Source organism: Streptomyces gossypii, from assembly GCF_025165795.1.
In the GTDB taxonomy this organism is placed as follows: domain Bacteria; phylum Actinomycetota; class Actinomycetes; order Streptomycetales; family Streptomycetaceae; genus Streptomyces; species Streptomyces gossypii.
On record NZ_JAJAGO010000001.1, the window covers coordinates 562216 to 581411 of the forward strand.

Genomic DNA, 19196 nt, shown 5'->3' on the forward strand with positions numbered 1-19196 from the left:
GGCGGCGGCGCGCCGGGCAGGCCGCACAGCCGTGAAAGGTTTCAACCAGATTTCAGGGAAGCTAGACGGCTCTCCGGCTCCGAGTCAATGGGTGGGAGGCCAGAAACTGTTCAATGCCACCCGGAGTGAAGGCGGACAAGGACCGTGCGCCCACACCTCTTGACGACTCCAAGAGCACGCCTATAACTTCACGATCGTGAAACGATTCAAGCTCGCCTCTGACAAGGAGCACTGATCGATGACCGCCGTAGCCGCGGTGAAGGCCGCACTCAGGAGCCAGGCCATCGAGACGCCGTCATGGGCGTACGGCAACTCCGGCACCCGCTTCAAGGTGTTCGCCCAGCCTGGCGTCCCCCGCACCCCGTGGGAGAAACTCGACGACGCCGCCCGCGTGCACGAGCACACCGGAGTCGCGCCGACCGTCGCCCTGCACATCCCGTGGGACAGGGTCGAGGACCTCGAGGGATACGCGGAACTGTCGGAGTACGCCCAGGAGCGCGGACTGCGGCTCGGCGTCATCAACTCCAACGTCTTCCAGGACGAGGACTACAAGCTCGGCAGCGTCTGCCACCCGGACCCCGCGGTGCGCCGCAAGGCCCTGGGCCACCTGCTGGAGTGCGTCGACATCATGGACGCCACCGGCTCCCGCGACCTGAAGCTCTGGTTCTCCGACGGCACCAACTACCCGGGCCAGGACGACATCCGCACCCGCCAGGACCGGCTGTCGGAGGCGCTGCACGCGGTGTACGAGCGGCTCGGCACCGACCAGCGGATGCTGCTGGAGTACAAGCTCTTCGAGCCCGCCTTCTACGCCACCGACGTCCCCGACTGGGGCACCGCCTACGCCCACTGCCTCAAGCTCGGCCCGCAGGCCAAGGTCGTCGTGGACACCGGCCACCACGCGCCGGGCACCAACATCGAATTCATCGTGGCGCTGCTGCTGCGCGAACAGAAGCTGGGGGCCTTCGACTTCAACTCCCGCTTCTACGCCGACGACGACCTGATGGCCGGAGCGGCCGACCCCTTCCAGCTCTTCCGGATCATGTACGAAGTCGTGCGCGGCGGCGGACTGACCTCCGAGGTCGCCTTCATGCTCGACCAGTGCCACAACATCGAGGCGAAGATCCCCGCGATCATCCGTTCGGTGATGAACGTCCAGGAGGCAACCGCCAAGGCGCTGCTGGTCGACGGCGACGCGCTGCACGCGGCCCAGTCGGAGGGGGACGTCCTCGCGGCCAACGCCGTGCTGATGGACGCGTACAACACCGATGTGCGGCCGCTGCTCGCCCAAGTCCGCGAGGAGATGGGCCTCGCCCCCGATCCGGTCGCCGCGTACAAGGCCTCCGGCTGGGCCGAGAAGATCGTCGCCGAACGCGTCGGCGGCACCCAGGCGGGCTGGGGAGCCTGACGCCCCACCACCGGCTGGAAACCGGACACTGTCGAAGCCCGGCCACTGTCGAAACCCAGACTCATCAGACTCAAAGGAACTCCAGGGAATGACGGACGCAACTCACGGGCCAGTGGCCGAGCTGCTCGCCCGCTCGCACCGCCTCGGCGCCGATCCGCGCAACACCAACTACGCGGGCGGCAACACGTCCGCCAAGGGCACCGGTGCCGACCCCGTCACCGGTGACGAGATCGGCCTCCTGTGGGTGAAGGGCTCCGGCGGGGACCTCGGCACCCTGACCGCGGGCGGCCTCGCCGCGCTCCGCCTGGACCGGCTGCACGCACTGACCGGTGTCTATCCGGGCGTGGAGCGCGAGGACGAGATGGTCGCCGCGTTCGACTACTGCCTGCACGGCAAGGGCGGGGCCGCGCCGTCCATCGACACCGCGATGCACGCCCTCGTCGACGCCGGCCACGTCGACCATCTGCACCCCGACTCCGGCATAGCGCTGGCCTGCGCGGCCGACGGCGAGGCGCTGACCGGGGAATGCTTCGGCGATCAGGTGGTGTGGGTGCCCTGGCGCCGCCCCGGCTTCCAACTCGGCCTGGACATCGCCGCGGTCAAGGAGGCCCACCCGGAGGCCATCGGCTGCGTCCTGGGCGGCCACGGCATCACGGCCTGGGGCACGAGCAGCGAGGAGTGCGAGCGCAACTCGCTGTACATCATCCGCCGGGCCGAGCGGTTCCTCGCCGAGCGCGGCAAGGCCGAGCCGTTCGGCCCCCCGCTGGCCGGGTACGGGCCGCTGCCCGAGGCGGAGCGGCGGGCGCGCGCCGCAGCGCTGGCACCGGTCGTCCGCTCTCTCGCCTCCGCCGACCGCCCGCAGGTCGGGCACTTCACCGACTCGGAGACGGTGCTGGACTTCCTGGCCGGCACCGAGCACCCCCGGCTGGCCGCGCTGGGCACCTCCTGCCCGGACCACTTCCTGCGGACGAAGGTCCGCCCGCTCGTCCTCGACCTTCCCTCCGACGCGCCCCTGGAGGACGCCGTCGCCCGGCTGCGCGAACTGCACACCGCCTACCGGGACGAGTACCGCGCCTACTACGAACGGCACGCCTCCCCCGACTCCCCCGCCATGCGCGGCGCCGACCCGGCCATCGTGCTCATCCCCGGCGTCGGGATGTTCTCCTACGGCAAGGACAAGCAGACCGCCCGGGTCGCGGGCGAGTTCTATGTGAACGCCATCAACGTGATGCACGGCGCCGAGGCCGTCTCCGCCTACTCCCCCATCGAGGAGTCGGAGAAGTTCCGCATCGAGTACTGGGAGCTGGAGGAGGCCAAGCTGCGGCGGATGCCCGCGCCCAAACCGCTGGCCACCCGTGTCGCGCTGATCACCGGCGCCGGCTCGGGCATCGGCAAGGCCATCGCGCAGCGGCTGGCCGCCGAAGGCGCCTGCGTCGTGGTCGCCGACCTGGACGCGGCGAGCGGCGCGGCCGTCGCCGAGCAACTGGGCGGCCCGGACAAGGCAGTCGCCGTCACCGTGGACGTGACGGAGGAGGCACAGATCCAGGCGGCCTTCGACGCGGCGGTACTCGCCTTCGGCGGAGTCGACCTGGTGGTCAACAACGCGGGCATCTCCATCTCCAAGCCGCTGCTGGAGACCACCGCCGCGGACTGGGACCTCCAGCACGGCATCATGGCCCGCGGCTCCTTCCTCGTCTCCCGGGAAGCGGCCCGGGTGATGACGCAGCAGGGGCTGGGCGGCGACATCGTCTACATCGCCTCCAAGAACGGCGTCTTCGCCGGACCCAACAACATCGCCTACGGCGCCACCAAGGCCGACCAGGCCCACCAGGTGCGGCTGCTCGCCGCCGAGCTGGGCGAGCACGGAATCCGGGTCAACGGCATCAACCCGGACGGCGTCGTCCGCGGCTCCGGCATCTTCGCGGGCGGCTGGGGCGCCAAACGGGCGGCGGTGTACGGAGTCGAGGAGGAGAAGCTGGGCGAGTTCTACGCCCAGCGCACCCTGCTCAAGCGTGAGGTGCTGCCCGAGAACGTGGCGAACGCCGTCTTCGCCCTGACCGGCGGCGACCTCACCCACACCACCGGGCTGCACATCCCCGTCGACGCGGGCGTCGCCGCGGCCTTCCTGCGCTGACGCCGCCGCTGACGCACCTGCCCGGCCGCCGCGCGCTCCTGCCGTGCGGCGGCCGGGCAGAGCACCACCGCCCTGTCGTGGGCACCCGCGGACACGGAGTCGCCGCGGGCCGCGCCCCCACCACGATCACCAGGACCGCCATGCCCCCCAGCTCCCCGCCCGCCTTCGCGGCCGTCGACCTCGGCGCGTCCAGCGGCCGCGTCATCCTCGGCCGCGTCGGCACCGGCCGCACCGGCCGCACCGGCACCGACGGGCTGTCCCTGACCGAGGTGCACCGCTTCCCCAACCGCCCCGTACGCCTGGGCGGCACCCTGCACTGGGACATCCTGGGCCTCTACCGGGGCGTGCTCGACGGCCTGCGCAAGGCGGGCGAGGTGGCCTCCGTGGGGGTGGACTCATGGGCCGTCGACTACGGACTGCTCGACGCCACCGGCGCCCTGCTCGGCAACCCCGTGCACTACCGCGACAGCCGCACGGAAGGCACCGCCGGACGCGTTGCGGCAGTGCTGCCACCGCCCCGTCTCTACTCCCTCACCGGCCTCCAGCATCTGCCGTTCAACACCGTCTACCAGCTCACCGCCGCCCGGGGCACCCCCCAGCTCGGCGCCGCCCAGCGACTGCTGCTGATCCCCGACCTGATCTCCTACTGGCTGACCGGGACGGCCGGGACCGAGCTGACCAACGCCTCCACCACCCAGCTCGTCGACCCCCGAACCCGCGACTGGTCCCGTCCTGTGGCCGACGCCCTCGGCATCGATCTCACCCTCTTCCCCCCGCTGCGCATCCCCGGCGAACCGGCGGGCGAGCTGCTGCCCGGCGTCCGCGAGGCGACCGGTCACACCCACCCCGTCCCCGTGACCGCCGTCGGCTCCCACGACACGGCCTCCGCCGTTGTCGGAGTCCCGGCGGCGGGCCCGGACTTCGCGTACATCGCCACCGGCACCTGGTCGCTGGCGGGGCTCGAACTCGACGCCCCCGTGATCACCGAGGCGAGCCGTCGCGCCAACTTCACAAACGAGCTGGGTGTCGACGGCACGGTCCGCTATCTGCGCAACATCATGGGGCTGTGGCTGCTTCAGGAGTGCCAGCGCAGCTGGGAATCCGAGGGACGGCCGTACGAGCTGCGGGAGCTGCTGCGCGGAGCCGCCGAGGCTGCCCCGCTGCGGTCCGTCGTCGACGCGGGCGACCCCCGCTTCATCGCACCGGACCGGATGCCCGCCCGGATAGCCGAAGCCTGCCGCGACACCGGCCAGCCCGTGCCACGTGACGCCGTGGAGACCGTCCGCTGCGTCCTCGACTCGCTCGCGCTGGCCCACCGCCGGGCCGTCGAGGACGCCCAGCGGCTCTCCGGCCGAGGCGTCAGCGCCGTCCATGTCGTCGGCGGCGGCGCCCACAACGAGCTGCTGTGCCAGCTCACCGCCGACGCCTGCGGCCTGCCCGTCGTCGCGGGCCCCACGGAGGCCGCGGCGCTGGGCAACGTGCTGGTCCAGGCCCGCACGGCGGGCGCCGTCCACGGCGGCCTCGCCGACCTGCGCGAGCTGCTGCGTACGGCCCTGCCGCTGCGCCACCACCAGCCCGCGGGCCCGCAACAGGCATGGCGGAGGGCGGCGGAGGCCGTGTCCGCGCAGGCGAACGGGTGACGCAGGGCATCCGGCTGCCAGCCGGGTGGAATACCTCGCACGGGTCGACAAATCGATCGGCTGTCGCGTGGTAGGGAAGCCCCTTGTGAGTGTTACTGATCCCGTACTCGAAATGTTCCTCGACATCCTCCCCGCGGAACGACGGCAGTGGGTGGAGGGCAGGTCCCTGGAAGAGCAGCGTGCGATGACCGAAAACTGGATGGAGGTAACGGGCCTGGCTGCCACCGACGTCCTGTCCGGCCCGTCCGCTGAGGCACGCGCCCTCGCGGCGGGCCTCGTCGAAGCCTCTCAGTCGGCGGCGGGCGGCTGACCGGCAGCGGGGCGCGCCAACGGCATTACTATGGGGCGCCGGAAAGACGAGACGGGGGGCGCCGCAGTGACGCAAGGGCGTAAGCACGGTCGGCAGAGCCCCTCCCCGCCCCACGGACACCGGCGGGCACAGGGAGAGCTGGAAGCGCTCATACTCTCCGCACTGCGGGAGGCACCCGCCCCGGTGACCGCCGGATGGGTACAGGAACACCTCGGCATGGAGTTCGCGTACACCACGGTGATGACGATCCTCACCCGGCTGCACACCAAGGGAGTTGTGTCCCGGGAGCGCGATGGCCGTGCCTTCGCCTGGCGGGCCACCTCTGATGAGGCGGGCTTGGCGGCCCTGCGCATGCGGCGGGTGCTGGACAGCGAGTCGGACCGGGGCGCGGTGCTCGCCCGGTTCGTGACCGGTCTGTCTTCGGACGACGAACTGCTGTTGCGCGGACTGCTCAGGGAGACGGCTGAGGGATCGGCTGAGGGGCCGGAGGAATAGCCGCATGGGCGTCTTCGTCTTCTTGCCGCTGGTGCTGCCGGTGACGGCATGGCCGATCGTCCGCCTCGCCGAGCAGCACCTCCACCCCCGTGGTGCGGCCCGCCTGTTGACGGTCGTCGGGGGGCTGCTGGCGGTGTGCAGCACACTCTGCCTGGTGCTGCTCATGGTGGTCGGCACGGCGCAACTGCCCGGAAACCCGCTGCCGGACGGCTGGTCGGATCCGGAGGTGCGCGCGGCCGTGCCACACGAGAAGTACGTCGGCGAGGTCTCGATCGGCGCGCTGCTGGCGGTGCTGGTCGCCTGGTCGCTCGCCGTTGCCGGGCACTTCCGTGTACGGCGGCGTGCGCACCGGTCGCTGGCAGGGCTGCCGGACGCGGAGCTTGCCGTGCTGCCTGACGCCGCCCCGTACGCGTACGCGCTCCCCGGCGACTCCGGCAGGCGCGGCCGGGTGGTGGTCTCCACGGCGATGCTGGACCACCTCGACGCCGACGAACGCCGGGTGCTGATCGCCCACGAGCAGGCGCACCTGGCGGCCCGTCACCACCGCTTCCTGCTCCTGACCCGGTTGGCGGCGCGGGCGAACCCGCTGCTGAGTCCGTTGCGGAACGCGGTCACCTACAGCGCGGAGCGGTGGGCCGACGAGGAGGCGGCACGGGAGGTGGGCAGTCGGCGCACGGTGGCCCGCGCGGTCGCGAAGGCGGCACTGGTCACCCGGCGTGCGCACGCCTCCGCGCCGCCGGCGTTCGCCGAGCCCGGCCCGGTGCCACGGCGGGTCGCCGCGCTCCTCGCGCCCGAGCCGCCGGCACGCAGCTGGCCGCCGACGGGGACGGCGGCGGGGCTGGCTGCCTGGGTCGCCGCCGCGGGCACGGCGGCCTCCGCCCTCTCCGCCCTGATCGCCGCCGCGGCGCTCACCGCGATCCTGATCGCGGCCACCCCGCTCTAGCCGCCCCGGCATGGGGTCAGAGGTCGAACTCCGACGGCGGGATGCCCAGTGCGAAGCAGGCCTCGCGTACGACACCCTGCTCGGTCCTGTCGAAGTCGCCGTCGGCGCCGCCGATGACGATGCCGATCTGGACGACGGCACGCGCCTCGTTGGGCTTCTTGCCGACCTTGCCGATCGTCTGCATGAGGCTGACCTTGCCGACGGCGAAGTCCGCCATGAGCTGCTGGCAGTTGTCGTTGAACCGCTGCTGGAGTTCCTCGGCGGGGAAGTTCCGCAGCACCTCGTTGCCGGCGATCAGGGAGGCGACTCGCTGACGTTCGTCGGGGTCGATGGTTCCGTCGGCGGCGGCCACCAGCGCGCACATCGCCATGCTGGCGTCACGGAAGCCGCCGCCTTTGAGCTCGTTCTTCTTCGTGTTGAGCTGGGTCTGCATCGTCGAGGCGGATTCCTTGAACCGGTCCCACAGGGCCATCAGCCATCCTCCGAGCCAAATCGACTTCTACATGGGTGTAGAAGTTGCACGTGGCCAGGAGTCTACAGGCCGGCTGACGCACCGTGAGAGCCGCTCACGGTTTGCGGTGACGCACCCCTCATCCTCTCCCCCGCCCTCCTCTCTACAGCCATGTAGAGGAAACGTTTAACATGACGCAACGGACTGCCTTCGACGGCCGTCCCCCGCATCCGAACGTTCCCAAGGAGTCGCAGTACCGCGATGGACGATCCTCCGAGTAGCCGCAGTGCCATGCCGTGCCCGTCTTCGCGAGCGGGGGTGGCCCGGTGACCGAGGCACTGCTCCTGCTGGTGGCCCTGGCGCTCACGCTTGCCTGCGCGGTCTTCGTGGCAGCCGAATTCTCGCTCACCACGATCGAGCGCGGCGAGCTGGAGCGCTCCGCGGCGGCAGGCGAACACGGGGCCGCCGGTGCGCTGAAGGCGGCGCGGGAGCTGACGTTCCAGCTCTCCGGCGCCCAACTGGGCATCACCGTCACCTCCCTGGTCATCGGCATGCTCGCCGAACCCTCCCTCGCGGGGCTGCTGCGCGGCCCGCTGGAGGCCACGGGGCTGCCCCTCGGGGCGACCTCCGCCCTCGGCGTCATTCTGGGCGTGATCCTCTCGACCGTGGTCCTGATGGTCGTCGGTGAGCTGGTGCCGAAGAACTGGGCGATCTCCCGCCCGCTGGCCGTCGCACGGGTCGTGGCGGGGCCGCAGCGCGGATTCACCGCCGCCTTCGCACCGCTGATCCGGCACCTCAACAACTCGGCCAACCGCCTGGTGCGCCGCCTGGGCCTGGAACCCGCCGAGGAGCTGGCCTCCGCGCGGAGTCCCGAGGAGCTGATCGCCCTCGCCCGGCACTCCGCGGCCAAGGGCGCGATCGAGGCGGACTCCGCCGAGCTCTTCGTCCGCACCCTGCACCTGGGCGAGCTGAGCGCGGAGAACGTCATGACGCCCAGGGTGGACGTCATGGCCCTGGAATCCCACAGCACGGCCGCCGACGCCGCCGAGCTCGCCCTGGCCACCGGCCTGTCCCGCTACCCCGTCTACTGCGACACCCTGGACGACATCCTCGGCACCGTGCACATCCGGGACGTGCTGGCCCTGGACGAGGACGAGCGCGCCGGCACCCCCGTCACCGGCCTGATGACCGAACCGCTGCTGGTACCGGACAGCCTCGCCGTGGACCGCCTCCTGGACCGGCTGCGGCACAGCCGCACCATGGCCGTCGTCGTCGACGAGTACGGAGGCACGGCGGGCGTGGCGACCATGGAGGACATCGTCGAAGAGATCGTCGGCGAAGTCCGGGACGAGCACGACCCGGAGGAACGGCCCGACCTCCTGCCGCTCGAAGGCACCGGCGACGGCCGCCCCGCATGGGAGGCCGACGGCAGCGTACGCCTCGACCAGCTCGCCGACCTCGGCCTGCTGGCCCCCGAAGGACCGTACGAGACCCTCGCCGGGCTCATCGCCGACCAGGTCGAACGCATCCCCGCCGCCGAAGACACCGTCGAGCTGGACGGCTGGCGGCTGGAGGTCGTCCAGGTCGACCACCACCGGGCCGAACGCGTACGCATCACCGCACCGGCGGCAGCGCCGGCACCGGCAACCGCTTCGCAATCCCCTGGGAAGGAAGCCCGATGACCGCCCTGCAACTCGCCATCGGCGCCCTCACCCTGATCACCAACGCCTTCTTCGTCGGCGCCGAATTCGCCCTGATCTCCGTACGCCGAAGCCAGATCGAACCCCGGGCACGCGCCGGGGAGAAGCGGGCCCGCGCCACCCTGTGGGGCATCGAGCACGTCTCCGCCATGATGGCCACCGCCCAGCTCGGCATCACCGTCTCCTCACTGGTGCTGGGCGCGGTCGCCGAACCGGCGATCGCCCACCTGCTGGAGCCCGGTTTCGACGCCGTGCACGTACCGCACGGCCTGGTGCACCCGATCGCCTTCGTGATCGCCCTGGCCGTCGCGACCTACCTCCACATGCTCATCGGCGAGATGGTGCCGAAGAACATCGCCCTCGCCGCGCCCGAACGCACCGCCCTGCTCCTGGGCCCGCCCCTGGTGGCCCTCACCCACGCCCTGCGCCCGCTGATCTTCGGCATCAACGCCTTCGCCAACACCCTGCTGCGCCTCCTGCACGTCGAGCCGAAGGACGAGGTGGCCGCCGTCTTCACCGACGACGAACTGGCCCGCATGGTCGAGGACTCCCGCGCCGCCGGACTCCTGGAACCGGCAGAGGGCGAACGCCTCCGGGACGCCCTGGACCTCGGCACCCGCCCCGTCGGCAGCATCCTGGCGCCCCTGGAGACCATGGTCACCGTCGACGAGCGCATCACCCCACGGCAGCTGGAGCGCGCCTCCGCCGAGTCCGGCTTCTCCCGCCTCCCCGTCATCACCCCCGGCGGCAGCGGCACGGTGCTGGGCTACCTGCACATCAAGGACGCGCTGGGGGCCACGCCACGCGACCAGCCCTTCCCCCGCTCGACCCTGCACCCGGTCACCAAGGTGAGGGACGACACCCCGCTCGACGACACCCTCACCGCCATGCGCGCCACCGGCACCCACCTCGCCGCGGTCTCCGGCGCCGACGACACGCTGCTCGGCTTCGTCACCATGGAAGACGTCCTGGAAGAGCTCGTCGGCCCCGCCCCCACCACCGCGTCAACTTGACCCCGCCCCGAGGAACGGCCTCAGCGGCCGAACCCGGCCGCGATGCGGTCGGCGAGCAGCAGCGCCAGCGGGCCTCCTTGCAGCAGGAAGCGGCCCTCGGCGGCGGCCTGGATCGCGTCAGTCATGGGCCACCACGTCAGCTTGAAGCCCTCATCGCCCGGCTTGAGCTGCTGGGGACCGCAGGTGAGTCCCTCGGCCAGGAAGAGGTGAATGCGGGCGCCGGAGTCCAGCGTGATGGCGTATGAGCCGAGGGGGCGCCAGAACTCGGCGGTTACGCCCGCTTCCTCGCGCAGCTCGCGCCGCGCGCACTCTTCCGGCGTCTCCCCGGATTCCTGGCGCCCTCCGGGCAGGAACACGTACTCGCCGCCAGGCCGGCGGAAGTCGGCGGTCAGGACGGCGACCATGCCGTCCGCGTCACGGGCCACGGTGACGGAGGCGTCGCGCCGAGCCCGCCTGTCGGATACGTCGGTCATGGCCCGCGAGCGTAGCGCTTTACGGTGCGAGCACAGCGGCGAACGGCACGTTCAGCACGGCGGGGTGAGCAATTCCACGGCCGTGGTACCCATCGAACGCATCACCGTGGTCGGCGCACATGATGATCAGCCATCTCTTCTACTGCCAGGGCTTGAGTGCGTCCTCGGCCAGCCAGCGGCGCACGGTGGAGGCTGACACGAACGTGCGATGCCCCGCTGGATGGCCTCGCAGGCCAGCTCCGGGCACGACCGCCGCGACAGCGGTATGCCGCTCTCGACGGGCGGTTGGCAGGCCAGGGCCTTGACCTGGGCGGTCTGCAGTGCGGTGAACACGCGCGGGCGGCCCGGGCGCTTGCGGTCGGCCAAACCCGGCAGGCCCTGCCCGGCGAACCGGCCCCGCCAGCGGCGCACGGTATCCACGTGCAGCCCCGTCTGGCGGGCGATCGCTGCGGTGGAGCGGCCTCTGGCCGCGTGCAGGACGACCTGCGCACGCAGGCGCGTCCGGTACTCGCTCTTGTGAGCGCAGGCCATCTTCTTCAGCTGCTTGCGCTCGGCGGCGGTCACTGTGATGGGGCGGGCCGGGGTTACGGGCATGTCGTTGAGCGGGCCGATCGGGAGAAACGGATGCCGATCTGCCGCGTCCGGTGGCAACTGCCCGGTCCGCGGCGGTGGTGCAGGCACTGCGGGCCAGCTGGACCCTTGTGGCGCGAGGCGCGAGCCGGCCCACGGCGGTCTCGGCCGCATCATGGAGACGGTGGCCGCGGGCGCGACGGTCAGAGGCCTAGGTAGGGGGCGAGGGTCGCGGCTGTGGTCGCGGACTTCAGGTAGTTCTCGGCGTGGTGGAAGCGGTAGTGGGGGCTGATGACGGTGGTGTGGTCCAAGGCGATCCCGTCGAAGCGGCTGCCCAGTTGAGGTTCGGCGGCCCAGGCACGCATCGCCCGGCTCCAGGTGATGGGACTCCGCACTCTGCGCTACTTCGTGGCGGTCGCCGATGAGCTGCACTTCGGCAGAGCCGCCGTGCGGCTGCGGATGACGCAGCCCCCGCTGAGCCGGGCCGTCAGACAGCTGGAGACCGACCTGGGCTGCGAACTCCTCCGCCGTTCCCCCTCGGGCGTCGCCCTCACCCCGTCCGGAGCCGTGCTCTACGACGAGGCACGCACCCTGCTGGCGCGGGCCGACCAAGCGCGTGCCCGGGTGGCCGACACCGCCGGGAGCGCGACCCTGACCCTCGGCACCCTCGCCGACAGCGCCGAGCAGTTCGGAACGCGGCTGGCCGCCGCCTACCGGCGCCGCCGCCCCGGCGTGGACGTCCGCATCCGCGAGGCCGACCTGACGGACCCGACGACCGGCCTGCGGTCCGGGCTCGTCGACGTGGCCCTGACCCGGGCACCGTTCGACACCACCGGCATCACCACCCTCGTGCTGCGCTCGGACCCGATCGGCGTGGTCCTGCGCACCGACGACCCGCTTGCCGACCGCGACCAGCTGCACCGGCACGAGCTCGCCGACCGCAGGTGGTTCCAGTTCCCGGACGGCACGGACCCCGTGTGGCGGGCCTTCTGGACGGGCCCCGCCCAGGCGGACGGGCACCATGACTGGCCCGTCGTCCGAACGGCCCATGAATGCCTCCAGTCCGTCCCGTGGAACGGCACCGTGGGACTGGCGCCGCTCGCTCACGCCCTGCCGGACGGCCTCACCACCGTGCCTCTGGCCGGCACGCCGCCCAGCGACCTGGTCATCGCCTGGAACACCGCCCACACCACCCCACTCATCCGCTCCTTCGTACGAACCGCCGCCACCGCCTTGACTGACGCAGCGTCAGCTGCTGGAGCCTGAGCCTGCTCGCTGCTCGGCACACGACTGCGGGGCTGCACTCCCGTCTTCCCGAACTCCGCACGGACGGCAGTACCGTGGAGCACAGGCTCCGGCGGGGAGCCGCTGCCGGAGGGTCGGCGTCGCTCAGTCGTCGACGGCGCAGAGAGTCTCGGTCAGTGCCGCCAAGCGGGCCCGGGCGTCCGGGTCGTACGCCTGGGCCTGGGCGGGGGCTTCGGTGAACTGGTCGAAGTAGGTGCCGGTGACGCCCGCCACGGCCGGGTCGGCGATCAGCCTCAGCGTCGGCCGCATTCCCTCGGCCAGCTCGGCCACGGGCGTGAAACCGCTCTGCCGGACCATCTCGGTGTCCATGAGGTGCGCCGGATGCAGCACGTTCAGGGTGATTCCGTCGCCCGCGAACTCGGCGGCCAGGTCGAACGTGGCCATGATCATGGCCAGTTTGCTCTGACAGTAGGCACGCACGCCTTCGTACTCACGCTCCAGCATGGCGTTGTCGAAGTCGATGGGGGTTTGGCCCATCGAGGCGACGTTGACCACCCGGGAGGGTGCGGACGCGGTCAGCAGCGGCAGGAGGCGGCGCGTCAGGAGGTAGGGCGCCAGATGGTTCACGGCGAACCTCAGTTCATGCCCCTGGCGGCTCACCTCCCGCCGCGCGGGATCGACCCCACCGCCGACGGCGGCGTTGTTGACCAGGACATCCAGGCGCGATTCGGCACGGAGCAGGCGGTCGGCAAGGGCGCGCACCTGATCGAGGTCCGACAGGTCTGCCAGATAGGTACGGGGCGGTGCGTCGGGAGCGAGGGCTCGGACCTCGGAGGCGACCTGTGCCATCCGGGCGCCGTCGCGTCCGTGGAGCAGCAGGGTGGCGCCCGCGGAGGCGAGTGCGTGAGCGAGGTGACGCCCCATCCCCTGGGTGGCACCGGTGAGCAGGACGGTCTTGCCGTGCAGATCGTACGCAGCTGGGCCGGTGGCGTGGTTTTCCGTCGGGCGGTTCGTCGCTGGCAGTGTGTTCATGCCCTGCTTTCTATCAATACTTTGATAAGTAGTCCAGTATTGATTCTGGACTCCGGGCTATAGGATCGCCCGCATGGACATGCCTCCCGACACGCGGCTCGGCCTGGACATCAAGCGAGCCGAGCAGGCCCTCATGTCCGCCAAGAGCACCGCGGTGAAGGCGGCGGACCTCAGCGTCGCCCAGTACGCCGCACTGCTGGTCCTGTCGCAGAACCCGGGCATGTCCGCTGCCGCGCTGGCCCGCGCGTGCCTCGTCACCCCCCAGGCGATGACGGCCGTGCTCAAGAACCTCGAACAGCGCGCCCTGATCAAGCGCACGGCACATCCCTGGCATCAGAAGATGCTGGAGACACAGCTCACCGAAGCGGGCAGGCAGGCCGTGGAACTCGCCGACCGGGAGGCCGTCCGTATCGAACGCCGCCTTGCCGAGGAGTTCACCGGCGAGGAACGAGACACCCTCCGCACCCTGTTGTCGCGCTGCGTCCGGGCCATCCAGAGCGGCGGCTGACTCCTGCCCGCCGCCCCCGCCGACCGCGCACCCGGTGAACACCTGGGCGCGGCCGTCGGAGCGGCCGTGCTCGGTTTCTCGGTCGTGGTGGCGGTCCTCGTGGTGGAACACCACGTGGCTCGTACGCAGCGGCGGGTGAGCGCCGCGTTGCCCCGGCCGGTACCTGCGCAGGCCGGTACGGCGATTCCGCAGTAAATTGGGTGCGTGGCCCGCCCCAACAAGGAGATTCAGGCCCTGCTCCAGGAGTATGCGGACCTGATCCTGATCACCGGCGGAGACGCCTTCCGGGCCCGGGCCTACGAAAAGGCCGCGCGGGCCATCGGCGGCTCCCGTGCCGACGTGTCGCAGCTCGACGAGAAGGGGCTGCGGGACATCCCCGGTGTGGGCAAGTCCATCGCCGACAAGGTCGTGGAGTATCTGCGCACCGGCGAGATGCCCGAGATGGGAGAGGTGCGGGAACGGATCCCCTCCGGCGTACGGCATCTCGTGGAGATCCCGATGCTCGGCCCCAAGAAGGCCAAGATCCTCTACGACGACCTGGGCATCTCCTCGGTCCCCGCGCTCCGGGAGGCGATCGAGCAGGGGCGGCTGCGTGACCTCAAGGGCTTCGGCCCGAAGACGGAGGAGAACATCCTGCACGGCATCGAGCTGCTGCGGGTGGCCGGTGAACGCATTCCGCTCAACGTCGCGACCGAACTCGCCGAGGAGGTCGTCGCGGCGCTGAACGAGGTCGAGGGCTGCGAGAAGTGCACCTGGGCCGGATCGCTGCGCCGTATGCGGGAGACGGTCGGCGATGTGGACATCCTGGTCGCGGCGCGACGGTCCGAGCCCTTCATGGAGGCTTTCCGTGCGCTGCCGTACGTCGCCGAGACCATCGCCCAGGGTGAGAAGAAGACCTCCATCCGCACCTCCACGGGCACGCAGGTCGACCTCCGGGTGGTGCCTCCCGGTTCCTGGGGCGCCGCGCTGATCTATTTCACCGGCTCGAAGGCGCACAACATCCGGCTGCGCGAGATGGCCGTACGGCGCAGGCTCAAGCTCTCCGAGTACGGGCTCTTCCACGCGAAGAGCGGCAAGAAGATCGTCTCGGAGACGGAGGAGGAGGTGTACGCCCGGCTGGATCTGCCCTGGATTCCGCCCACGCTGCGGGAGGACCGCGGTGAGATCGCGGCCGCGCTGCACGACGGACCTCGCCGCTCGGGCGGCTCACGCGCCTCGCGCGGTTCACACGAGGCGGAGAAGGAGAAGGAGTCCGAGTCGGCGGACGAACCGCAGCAACTGCCCGAGCTGCTGACCGAGAGCGACATCAAGGGCGATCTGCACACCCACACCAACCTCACCGACGGGCTCGCCTCGCTGGAGGACATGGTGGACGCTGCGGCGCGGCGGGGACTGCTCTACTACGCGGTCACCGACCACGCCCCGGAACTGCGGATGCAGCAGATGACGGAGGAGAAGATCCTCGCACAGCGCGAACGCGTGCGGGAACTGGACGGCAAGCGCCGGAAGATGCGCCTGCTGCACGGCACCGAACTGAACATCGGCCCCGGGGGAGACGTCGACTGGCCCGAGGACTTTTTGCGGGACTTCGACATCTGCGTGGCCTCGGTGCACTCACACTTCAACCAGAACCGCGACGCGCAGACCCGGCGGCTGCTGCGCGCCTGCGACAACCCGCGGATCCACATCATCGGCCACCCCACCACCCGGATCATCGGCAAGCGCGAGGGGCTGGACGTGGACCTCGACGCCGTCTTCGCCGCCTGTGCCCGCACCGGCACCGCGCTGGAGATCAACGCACACCCCCATCGTCTGGACCTGCACGACGAGCACATCCTGCGGGCCAAGCACCACGGCGTGAAGTTCGCGGTCAACACCGACGCCCACTCGCTGCCCGATCTGGAGTGTCTGGGCTACGGAGTGGGGATGGCGCAGCGCGGCTGGCTCACCGCCGACCAGGTGATCAACACCTGGCCGCTGCGGCGGCTGCGGAGCTTCCTGCGCACTCCCCAGCCCTGAACCATCCGCACGTTCCTGCTCGTCACCGGGGGGGCGTCAAGTGCTGGAGCGCGACGCGGATCTGGTGGCGGCCGTGCCGGGCGGCGGCTCGTGAAACTGCTCAGTGGTACTGGTGCACCACCGCGTGACCCTTCCCGCGACCGATCAGCCACTTGTTGACGGGTGTGGTGACCAGGAAGGCCACGGCGAAGGCGAAGGCGAGCGCGCCCCAGAACAGCGCGTCCGAAAGGTGCGCCTCCATGGCTCCGGGCACCATCAGCAGCACGCCGTTGTCGACGATCTCCATCACGGCGATCGAGAGGGTGTCGGCAGCGAGGGCGACACCGATCGCCGCCCTGAGGCTCACGCCCGCCCGGGTGACGGCGTAGAGGGTCAGCGCGTAGCCGAAGAAGAAGGCGAGGACGATGGCGAGGGCCATCGTCGGGGCGGTCCCCCAGCCCAGGGCCGTGCCGATGATCATGCCGAGCACTTCGCCGATGGCACAGCCGGTGAGGCAGTGCAGTGTGGCCTTGGCGGCCATGGCCCAGCCGACCGGGCCGTGCCCGTGAGCGTGCCCGTGATCGCCATCGTGGCCTGCCTGATCGTGAACCGCTGTGTCCCCACCGTGGTGCCCATGGGAAGCGTGCTGAGCGTGCGGGGCCTGCATGTCGTGCGCAGCGTGGGTGTCAGGGGTGTCGTGCGTCATGGCGTTCCTCGATGTTGAAGCAGCTCGACCCCACCGAATATATACCCCCATAGGGTATAAGGCAAGGGACTCTCCGCCCCGTGGAAGTGGGCGCGCGCGCCCATCGAAGGCAGGCGATGCCAGGCCCCCGGGAGGCGGCGATGGCGGTCATCGCGGCGAGGCCCAGTGCTGAGCCGATCTGGTCGCCGGCGTTGACGAGGCCCGCGGCCAGGCCGCCCTCCTCCGGGCGGGCGCTGGAGATGGCCGCCCCGAGGGAGGGGATGAACGCGAGCGCCGTCCAGCGCCTCGGGTCCGGCCGGGTCGACGTTGTCGAACGTCTTCCTCACCTCATACTCCCTGGGGGTAGCTCGTGAACAAAAAGAGAACTTACCCACAGGGGGTATGAGTGACGAGCGGGTGAGGACGGGCGAGGACTGGGTACTCGGCCGCGAAAGGCAGCATCGGCTCACTGATAGGGGGCATCTTGACAATGCTCCCATATGCACCTTATGTACGTTTTATCGGTTGTTTATCTCCAGGTCCGTGCCCGAGTCCCCTGCTTCGGCGGGACGCACGAGCTTGCCAATGAGGAGGAACCTGAGATGGCACGCGCGGTTGGTATCGACCTCGGCACAACCAACTCGGTGGTCTGCGTCCTGGAGGGCGGCGAACCCACCGTCATCACCAACGCCGAGGGCGCACGCACAACGCCTTCGGTGGTGGCCTTCGCCAAAAGCGGCGAACTGCTGGTCGGCGAAGTCGCCAAGCGTCAGGCGGTGACCAACGTGGAGCGCACGGTGCGCTCCGTCAAGCGCCACGTCGGTGAGGCCGACTGGCGTTTCCCGCAGTCGGGCGACATCGACGGAAAGCAGTACACGGCGCAGGAGATCTCCGCCCGGGTGGTGCAGAAGCTGAAGCGCGACGCCGAGTCGTACCTGGGCGAGGACGTCACGGACGCCGTCATCACGGTGCCCGCGTACTTCAACGACTCGCAGCGCACCGCCACCAAGGAGGGCGGTGAGATCGCGGGCCTCAACGTCCTGCGGATCATCAACGAGCCGACATCCGCCGCCCTCGCCTACGGCCTGGACAAGGAGGGAGACCAGACCGTGCTGGTCTTCGACCTGGGCGGCGGCACCTTCGACGTCTCGCTGCTGGAGATCGGCGAGGGCATAGTGGAGGTCAAGTCAACCTCCGGGGACACCCACCTGGGCGGCGACGACTGGGACCAGCGGATCGTCGACCACCTGGTCAAGCAGTTCAAGAACGGCTACGGCGTGGATCTGTCGAAGGACAAGATGGCGCTTCAGCGGCTGCGCGAGGCGGCGGAGAAGGCCAAGGTCGAGCTGTCGGCGGCCACCGAGACGACGATCAACCTGCCCTACATCAGCGCCTCCCCCGAGGGCCCGCTGCACCTGGACGAGAAGCTCACCCGTACGCAGTTCCAGCAGCTCACCTCCGACCTGCTGGAACGCTGCAAGGGTCCCTTCCACCAGGCGGTCGAGGACGCCGGGACGGACGTCGCCAAGGTGAACCACGTGATCCTGGTCGGCGGCTCCACCCGCATGCCCGCGGTGACCGAGCTGGTCAAGGAACTCACCGGGAAGGAGCCCAACAAGGGCGTCAACCCGGACGAGGTCGTGGCCATCGGCGCCTCGCTCCAGGCCGGCGTGCTCAAGGGCGAGGTCAAGGACGTCCTGCTGCTGGACGTCACCCCGCTGTCCCTCGGTATCGAGACCAAGGGCGGCATCATGACCAAGCTGATCGAGCGGAACACCACGATTCCGACGAAGCGCTCGGAGATCTTCACCACGGCCGAGGACAACCAGCCGTCCGTGCAGATCCAGGCATTCCAGGGCGAGCGCGAGATCGCGGCACACAACAAGAAGCTCGGGATGTTCGAGTTGACCGGCCTGCCCCCGGCGCCGCGCGGGGTGCCGCAGGTCGAGGTCACCTTCGACATCGACGCGAACGGCATCATGCACGTCGGAGCCAAGGACCTCGGCACGAACAGGGAACAGAGCATGACCATCACCGGCGGCTCCTCGCTGCCGAAGGACGACATCGAGCGCATGGTGCGGGAAGCCGAACAGCACGCGGACGAGGACGCCCGGCGCCGCGAGTCCGCGGAGACCCGCAACCAGGCCGAGCAGCTCGTCTACCAGACGGAGACCCTGATGCGGGAGAGCGGGGACAAGATCCCGGCGGACTCCCGGCAGGAGGTCGAATCCGCCGTCTCCGACCTCAAGGAGAAGCTGAAGGCGGACTCCGGCGAGAACGAGGACACGGCCGCCATCCGCGCGGCGGCGGAGCGGGTCAGCGAAGCGAGCCAGAAGATCGGCTCCGCCCTCTACGCCCAGGCACAGCAGCAGCGGCAGGGGGCCGCGGGCGGTACGGAGGCTCCCCGTGAGGGCGCGGCCTCCGGTGCGGGTGCCGGTGCGGGTGCCGACGAGGAAGAGGAGGTCGTGGAAGGGGAAATCGTCGACGAGGACGACAGGTCGAAGGGAGACGCCGCATGACCCGGTCCGGGGAGGGCCGGGTCCGGGCCCCTCGCCCGCGCCCGGGAGCACGACGAGGTGTCGGGTCTCTTC

Annotated in this window: 18 protein-coding genes; 12 read left to right on the forward strand and 6 right to left on the reverse strand. The window is 70.5% G+C overall.

What is annotated here, in order from left to right; translation table 11 throughout:
- Positions 1-238: 238 nt before the first annotated feature.
- From rhaI to LHJ74_RS02620, 6 genes are all read left to right on the forward strand, one after another.
- Complete coding sequence (gene rhaI, locus LHJ74_RS02595; RefSeq protein ID WP_260215758.1) at positions 239-1408, forward strand: L-rhamnose isomerase; 1170 nt, start codon at positions 239-241, stop codon at positions 1406-1408.
- Between the two features lie 88 nt (positions 1409-1496).
- Complete coding sequence (locus LHJ74_RS02600) at positions 1497-3542, forward strand: bifunctional aldolase/short-chain dehydrogenase (RefSeq protein ID WP_260215759.1); 2046 nt, start codon at positions 1497-1499, stop codon at positions 3540-3542.
- A 140-nt stretch (positions 3543-3682) separates the two neighbouring features.
- Complete coding sequence (locus tag LHJ74_RS02605) at positions 3683-5182, forward strand: rhamnulokinase (RefSeq protein WP_260215947.1); 1500 nt, start codon at positions 3683-3685, stop codon at positions 5180-5182.
- 85 nt (positions 5183-5267) lie between these two features.
- Positions 5268-5492, forward strand: coding sequence for a hypothetical protein (locus LHJ74_RS02610; protein WP_260215760.1), 225 nt, complete (start codon positions 5268-5270; stop codon positions 5490-5492).
- A gap of 30 nt (positions 5493-5522) precedes the next feature.
- Positions 5523-5987, forward strand: coding sequence for a BlaI/MecI/CopY family transcriptional regulator (locus LHJ74_RS02615; protein ID WP_375546640.1), 465 nt, complete (start codon positions 5523-5525; stop codon positions 5985-5987).
- A gap of 4 nt (positions 5988-5991) precedes the next feature.
- On the forward strand, positions 5992-6930 hold the full coding sequence (locus tag LHJ74_RS02620; RefSeq protein WP_260215762.1) for a M56 family metallopeptidase: 939 nt from the start codon (positions 5992-5994) through the stop codon (positions 6928-6930).
- A gap of 16 nt (positions 6931-6946) precedes the next feature.
- Here LHJ74_RS02620 and LHJ74_RS02625 read toward each other — a convergent pair whose 3' ends face one another.
- Entirely contained in the window at positions 6947-7402 is a 456-nt protein-coding gene (locus LHJ74_RS02625; protein WP_260215763.1) for a tellurite resistance TerB family protein, read from the reverse strand.
- Between the two features lie 305 nt (positions 7403-7707).
- Between LHJ74_RS02625 and LHJ74_RS02630 the strand changes: the two genes are divergently transcribed.
- Together LHJ74_RS02630 and LHJ74_RS02635 are read left to right on the forward strand one after the other, a co-directional pair.
- On the forward strand, positions 7708-9063 hold the full coding sequence (locus LHJ74_RS02630) for a hemolysin family protein (protein ID WP_260215764.1): 1356 nt from the start codon (positions 7708-7710) through the stop codon (positions 9061-9063).
- Positions 9060-10094, forward strand: coding sequence for a hemolysin family protein (locus LHJ74_RS02635; RefSeq protein WP_260215766.1), 1035 nt, complete (start codon positions 9060-9062; stop codon positions 10092-10094). The genes LHJ74_RS02630 and LHJ74_RS02635 overlap by 4 nt, the downstream gene beginning before the upstream one ends.
- A gap of 20 nt (positions 10095-10114) precedes the next feature.
- Here the strand turns inward: LHJ74_RS02635 and LHJ74_RS02640 are convergent, their stop codons facing one another.
- The 3 genes from LHJ74_RS02640 to LHJ74_RS02650 all read right to left on the reverse strand — a co-directional run bounded on the left by LHJ74_RS02640 (position 10115) and on the right by LHJ74_RS02650 (position 11502).
- Entirely contained in the window at positions 10115-10567 is a 453-nt protein-coding gene (locus tag LHJ74_RS02640; protein ID WP_260215767.1) for an NUDIX hydrolase, read from the reverse strand.
- A gap of 126 nt (positions 10568-10693) precedes the next feature.
- Positions 10694-11131, reverse strand: a complete 438-nt coding sequence (locus LHJ74_RS02645) for a helix-turn-helix domain-containing protein (protein WP_260215768.1) — start codon at positions 11129-11131, stop codon at positions 10694-10696.
- 209 nt (positions 11132-11340) lie between these two features.
- Positions 11341-11502 (reverse strand): hypothetical protein, encoded by a 162-nt coding sequence (locus tag LHJ74_RS02650; protein ID WP_260215769.1) that lies wholly within the window; start codon positions 11500-11502, stop codon positions 11341-11343.
- Between the two features lie 16 nt (positions 11503-11518).
- On the opposite strand from LHJ74_RS02650, the gene LHJ74_RS02655 reads away from it, so the two are divergent.
- Positions 11519-12403, forward strand: coding sequence for a LysR family transcriptional regulator (locus LHJ74_RS02655; protein WP_260215770.1), 885 nt, complete (start codon positions 11519-11521; stop codon positions 12401-12403).
- Positions 12404-12526: 123 nt separating this feature from the next.
- Here the strand turns inward: LHJ74_RS02655 and LHJ74_RS02660 are convergent, their stop codons facing one another.
- A complete protein-coding gene (locus LHJ74_RS02660; RefSeq protein WP_375546641.1) occupies positions 12527-13414 on the reverse strand; it encodes an SDR family NAD(P)-dependent oxidoreductase in 888 nt (295 codons plus the stop codon).
- A gap of 73 nt (positions 13415-13487) precedes the next feature.
- Between LHJ74_RS02660 and LHJ74_RS02665 the strand changes: the two genes are divergently transcribed.
- Both LHJ74_RS02665 and LHJ74_RS02670 read left to right on the forward strand, forming a co-directional pair.
- Entirely contained in the window at positions 13488-13922 is a 435-nt protein-coding gene (locus LHJ74_RS02665; RefSeq protein WP_260215771.1) for a MarR family winged helix-turn-helix transcriptional regulator, read from the forward strand.
- A 204-nt stretch (positions 13923-14126) separates the two neighbouring features.
- Positions 14127-15941 carry a DNA polymerase/3'-5' exonuclease PolX gene (locus LHJ74_RS02670; RefSeq protein ID WP_260215772.1) on the forward strand — a complete coding sequence of 605 codons (1815 nt, stop codon included), beginning with the start codon at positions 14127-14129 and terminating at the stop codon, positions 15939-15941.
- A gap of 100 nt (positions 15942-16041) precedes the next feature.
- Here the strand turns inward: LHJ74_RS02670 and LHJ74_RS02675 are convergent, their stop codons facing one another.
- Entirely contained in the window at positions 16042-16626 is a 585-nt protein-coding gene (locus LHJ74_RS02675; protein WP_260215774.1) for a DUF4396 domain-containing protein, read from the reverse strand.
- 581 nt (positions 16627-17207) lie between these two features.
- Here LHJ74_RS02675 and dnaK point away from each other — a divergent pair.
- A complete protein-coding gene (dnaK, locus tag LHJ74_RS02685; protein ID WP_260215775.1) occupies positions 17208-19124 on the forward strand; it encodes a molecular chaperone DnaK in 1917 nt (638 codons plus the stop codon).
- Positions 19125-19196 lie beyond the last annotated feature (72 nt).

Excerpts from the sequence above, each read along its gene's own strand:
- rhaI (WP_260215758.1), top strand. The coding sequence starts at position 239 with ATGACCGCCGTAGCCGCGGTGAAGGCCGCACTCAGGAGCCAGGCCATC.
- LHJ74_RS02600 (WP_260215759.1), top strand. The coding sequence starts at position 1,497 with ATGACGGACGCAACTCACGGGCCAGTGGCCGAGCTGCTCGCCCGCTCG.
- LHJ74_RS02605 (WP_260215947.1), top strand. The coding sequence starts at position 3,683 with ATGCCCCCCAGCTCCCCGCCCGCCTTCGCGGCCGTCGACCTCGGCGCG.
- LHJ74_RS02615 (WP_375546640.1), top strand. The coding sequence starts at position 5,523 with ATGGGGCGCCGGAAAGACGAGACGGGGGGCGCCGCAGTGACGCAAGGG.
- LHJ74_RS02620 (WP_260215762.1), top strand. The coding sequence starts at position 5,992 with ATGGGCGTCTTCGTCTTCTTGCCGCTGGTGCTGCCGGTGACGGCATGG.
- LHJ74_RS02625 (WP_260215763.1), bottom strand. The coding sequence starts at position 7,402 with ATGGCCCTGTGGGACCGGTTCAAGGAATCCGCCTCGACGATGCAGACC.
- LHJ74_RS02635 (WP_260215766.1), top strand. The coding sequence starts at position 9,060 with ATGACCGCCCTGCAACTCGCCATCGGCGCCCTCACCCTGATCACCAAC.
- LHJ74_RS02640 (WP_260215767.1), bottom strand. The coding sequence starts at position 10,567 with ATGACCGACGTATCCGACAGGCGGGCTCGGCGCGACGCCTCCGTCACC.
- LHJ74_RS02650 (WP_260215769.1), bottom strand. The coding sequence starts at position 11,502 with ATGCGTGCCTGGGCCGCCGAACCTCAACTGGGCAGCCGCTTCGACGGG.
- LHJ74_RS02655 (WP_260215770.1), top strand. The coding sequence starts at position 11,519 with ATGGGACTCCGCACTCTGCGCTACTTCGTGGCGGTCGCCGATGAGCTG.
- LHJ74_RS02660 (WP_375546641.1), bottom strand. The coding sequence starts at position 13,414 with ATGAACACACTGCCAGCGACGAACCGCCCGACGGAAAACCACGCCACC.
- LHJ74_RS02665 (WP_260215771.1), top strand. The coding sequence starts at position 13,488 with ATGGACATGCCTCCCGACACGCGGCTCGGCCTGGACATCAAGCGAGCC.
- LHJ74_RS02675 (WP_260215774.1), bottom strand. The coding sequence starts at position 16,626 with ATGACGCACGACACCCCTGACACCCACGCTGCGCACGACATGCAGGCC.
- dnaK (WP_260215775.1), top strand. The coding sequence starts at position 17,208 with ATGGCACGCGCGGTTGGTATCGACCTCGGCACAACCAACTCGGTGGTC.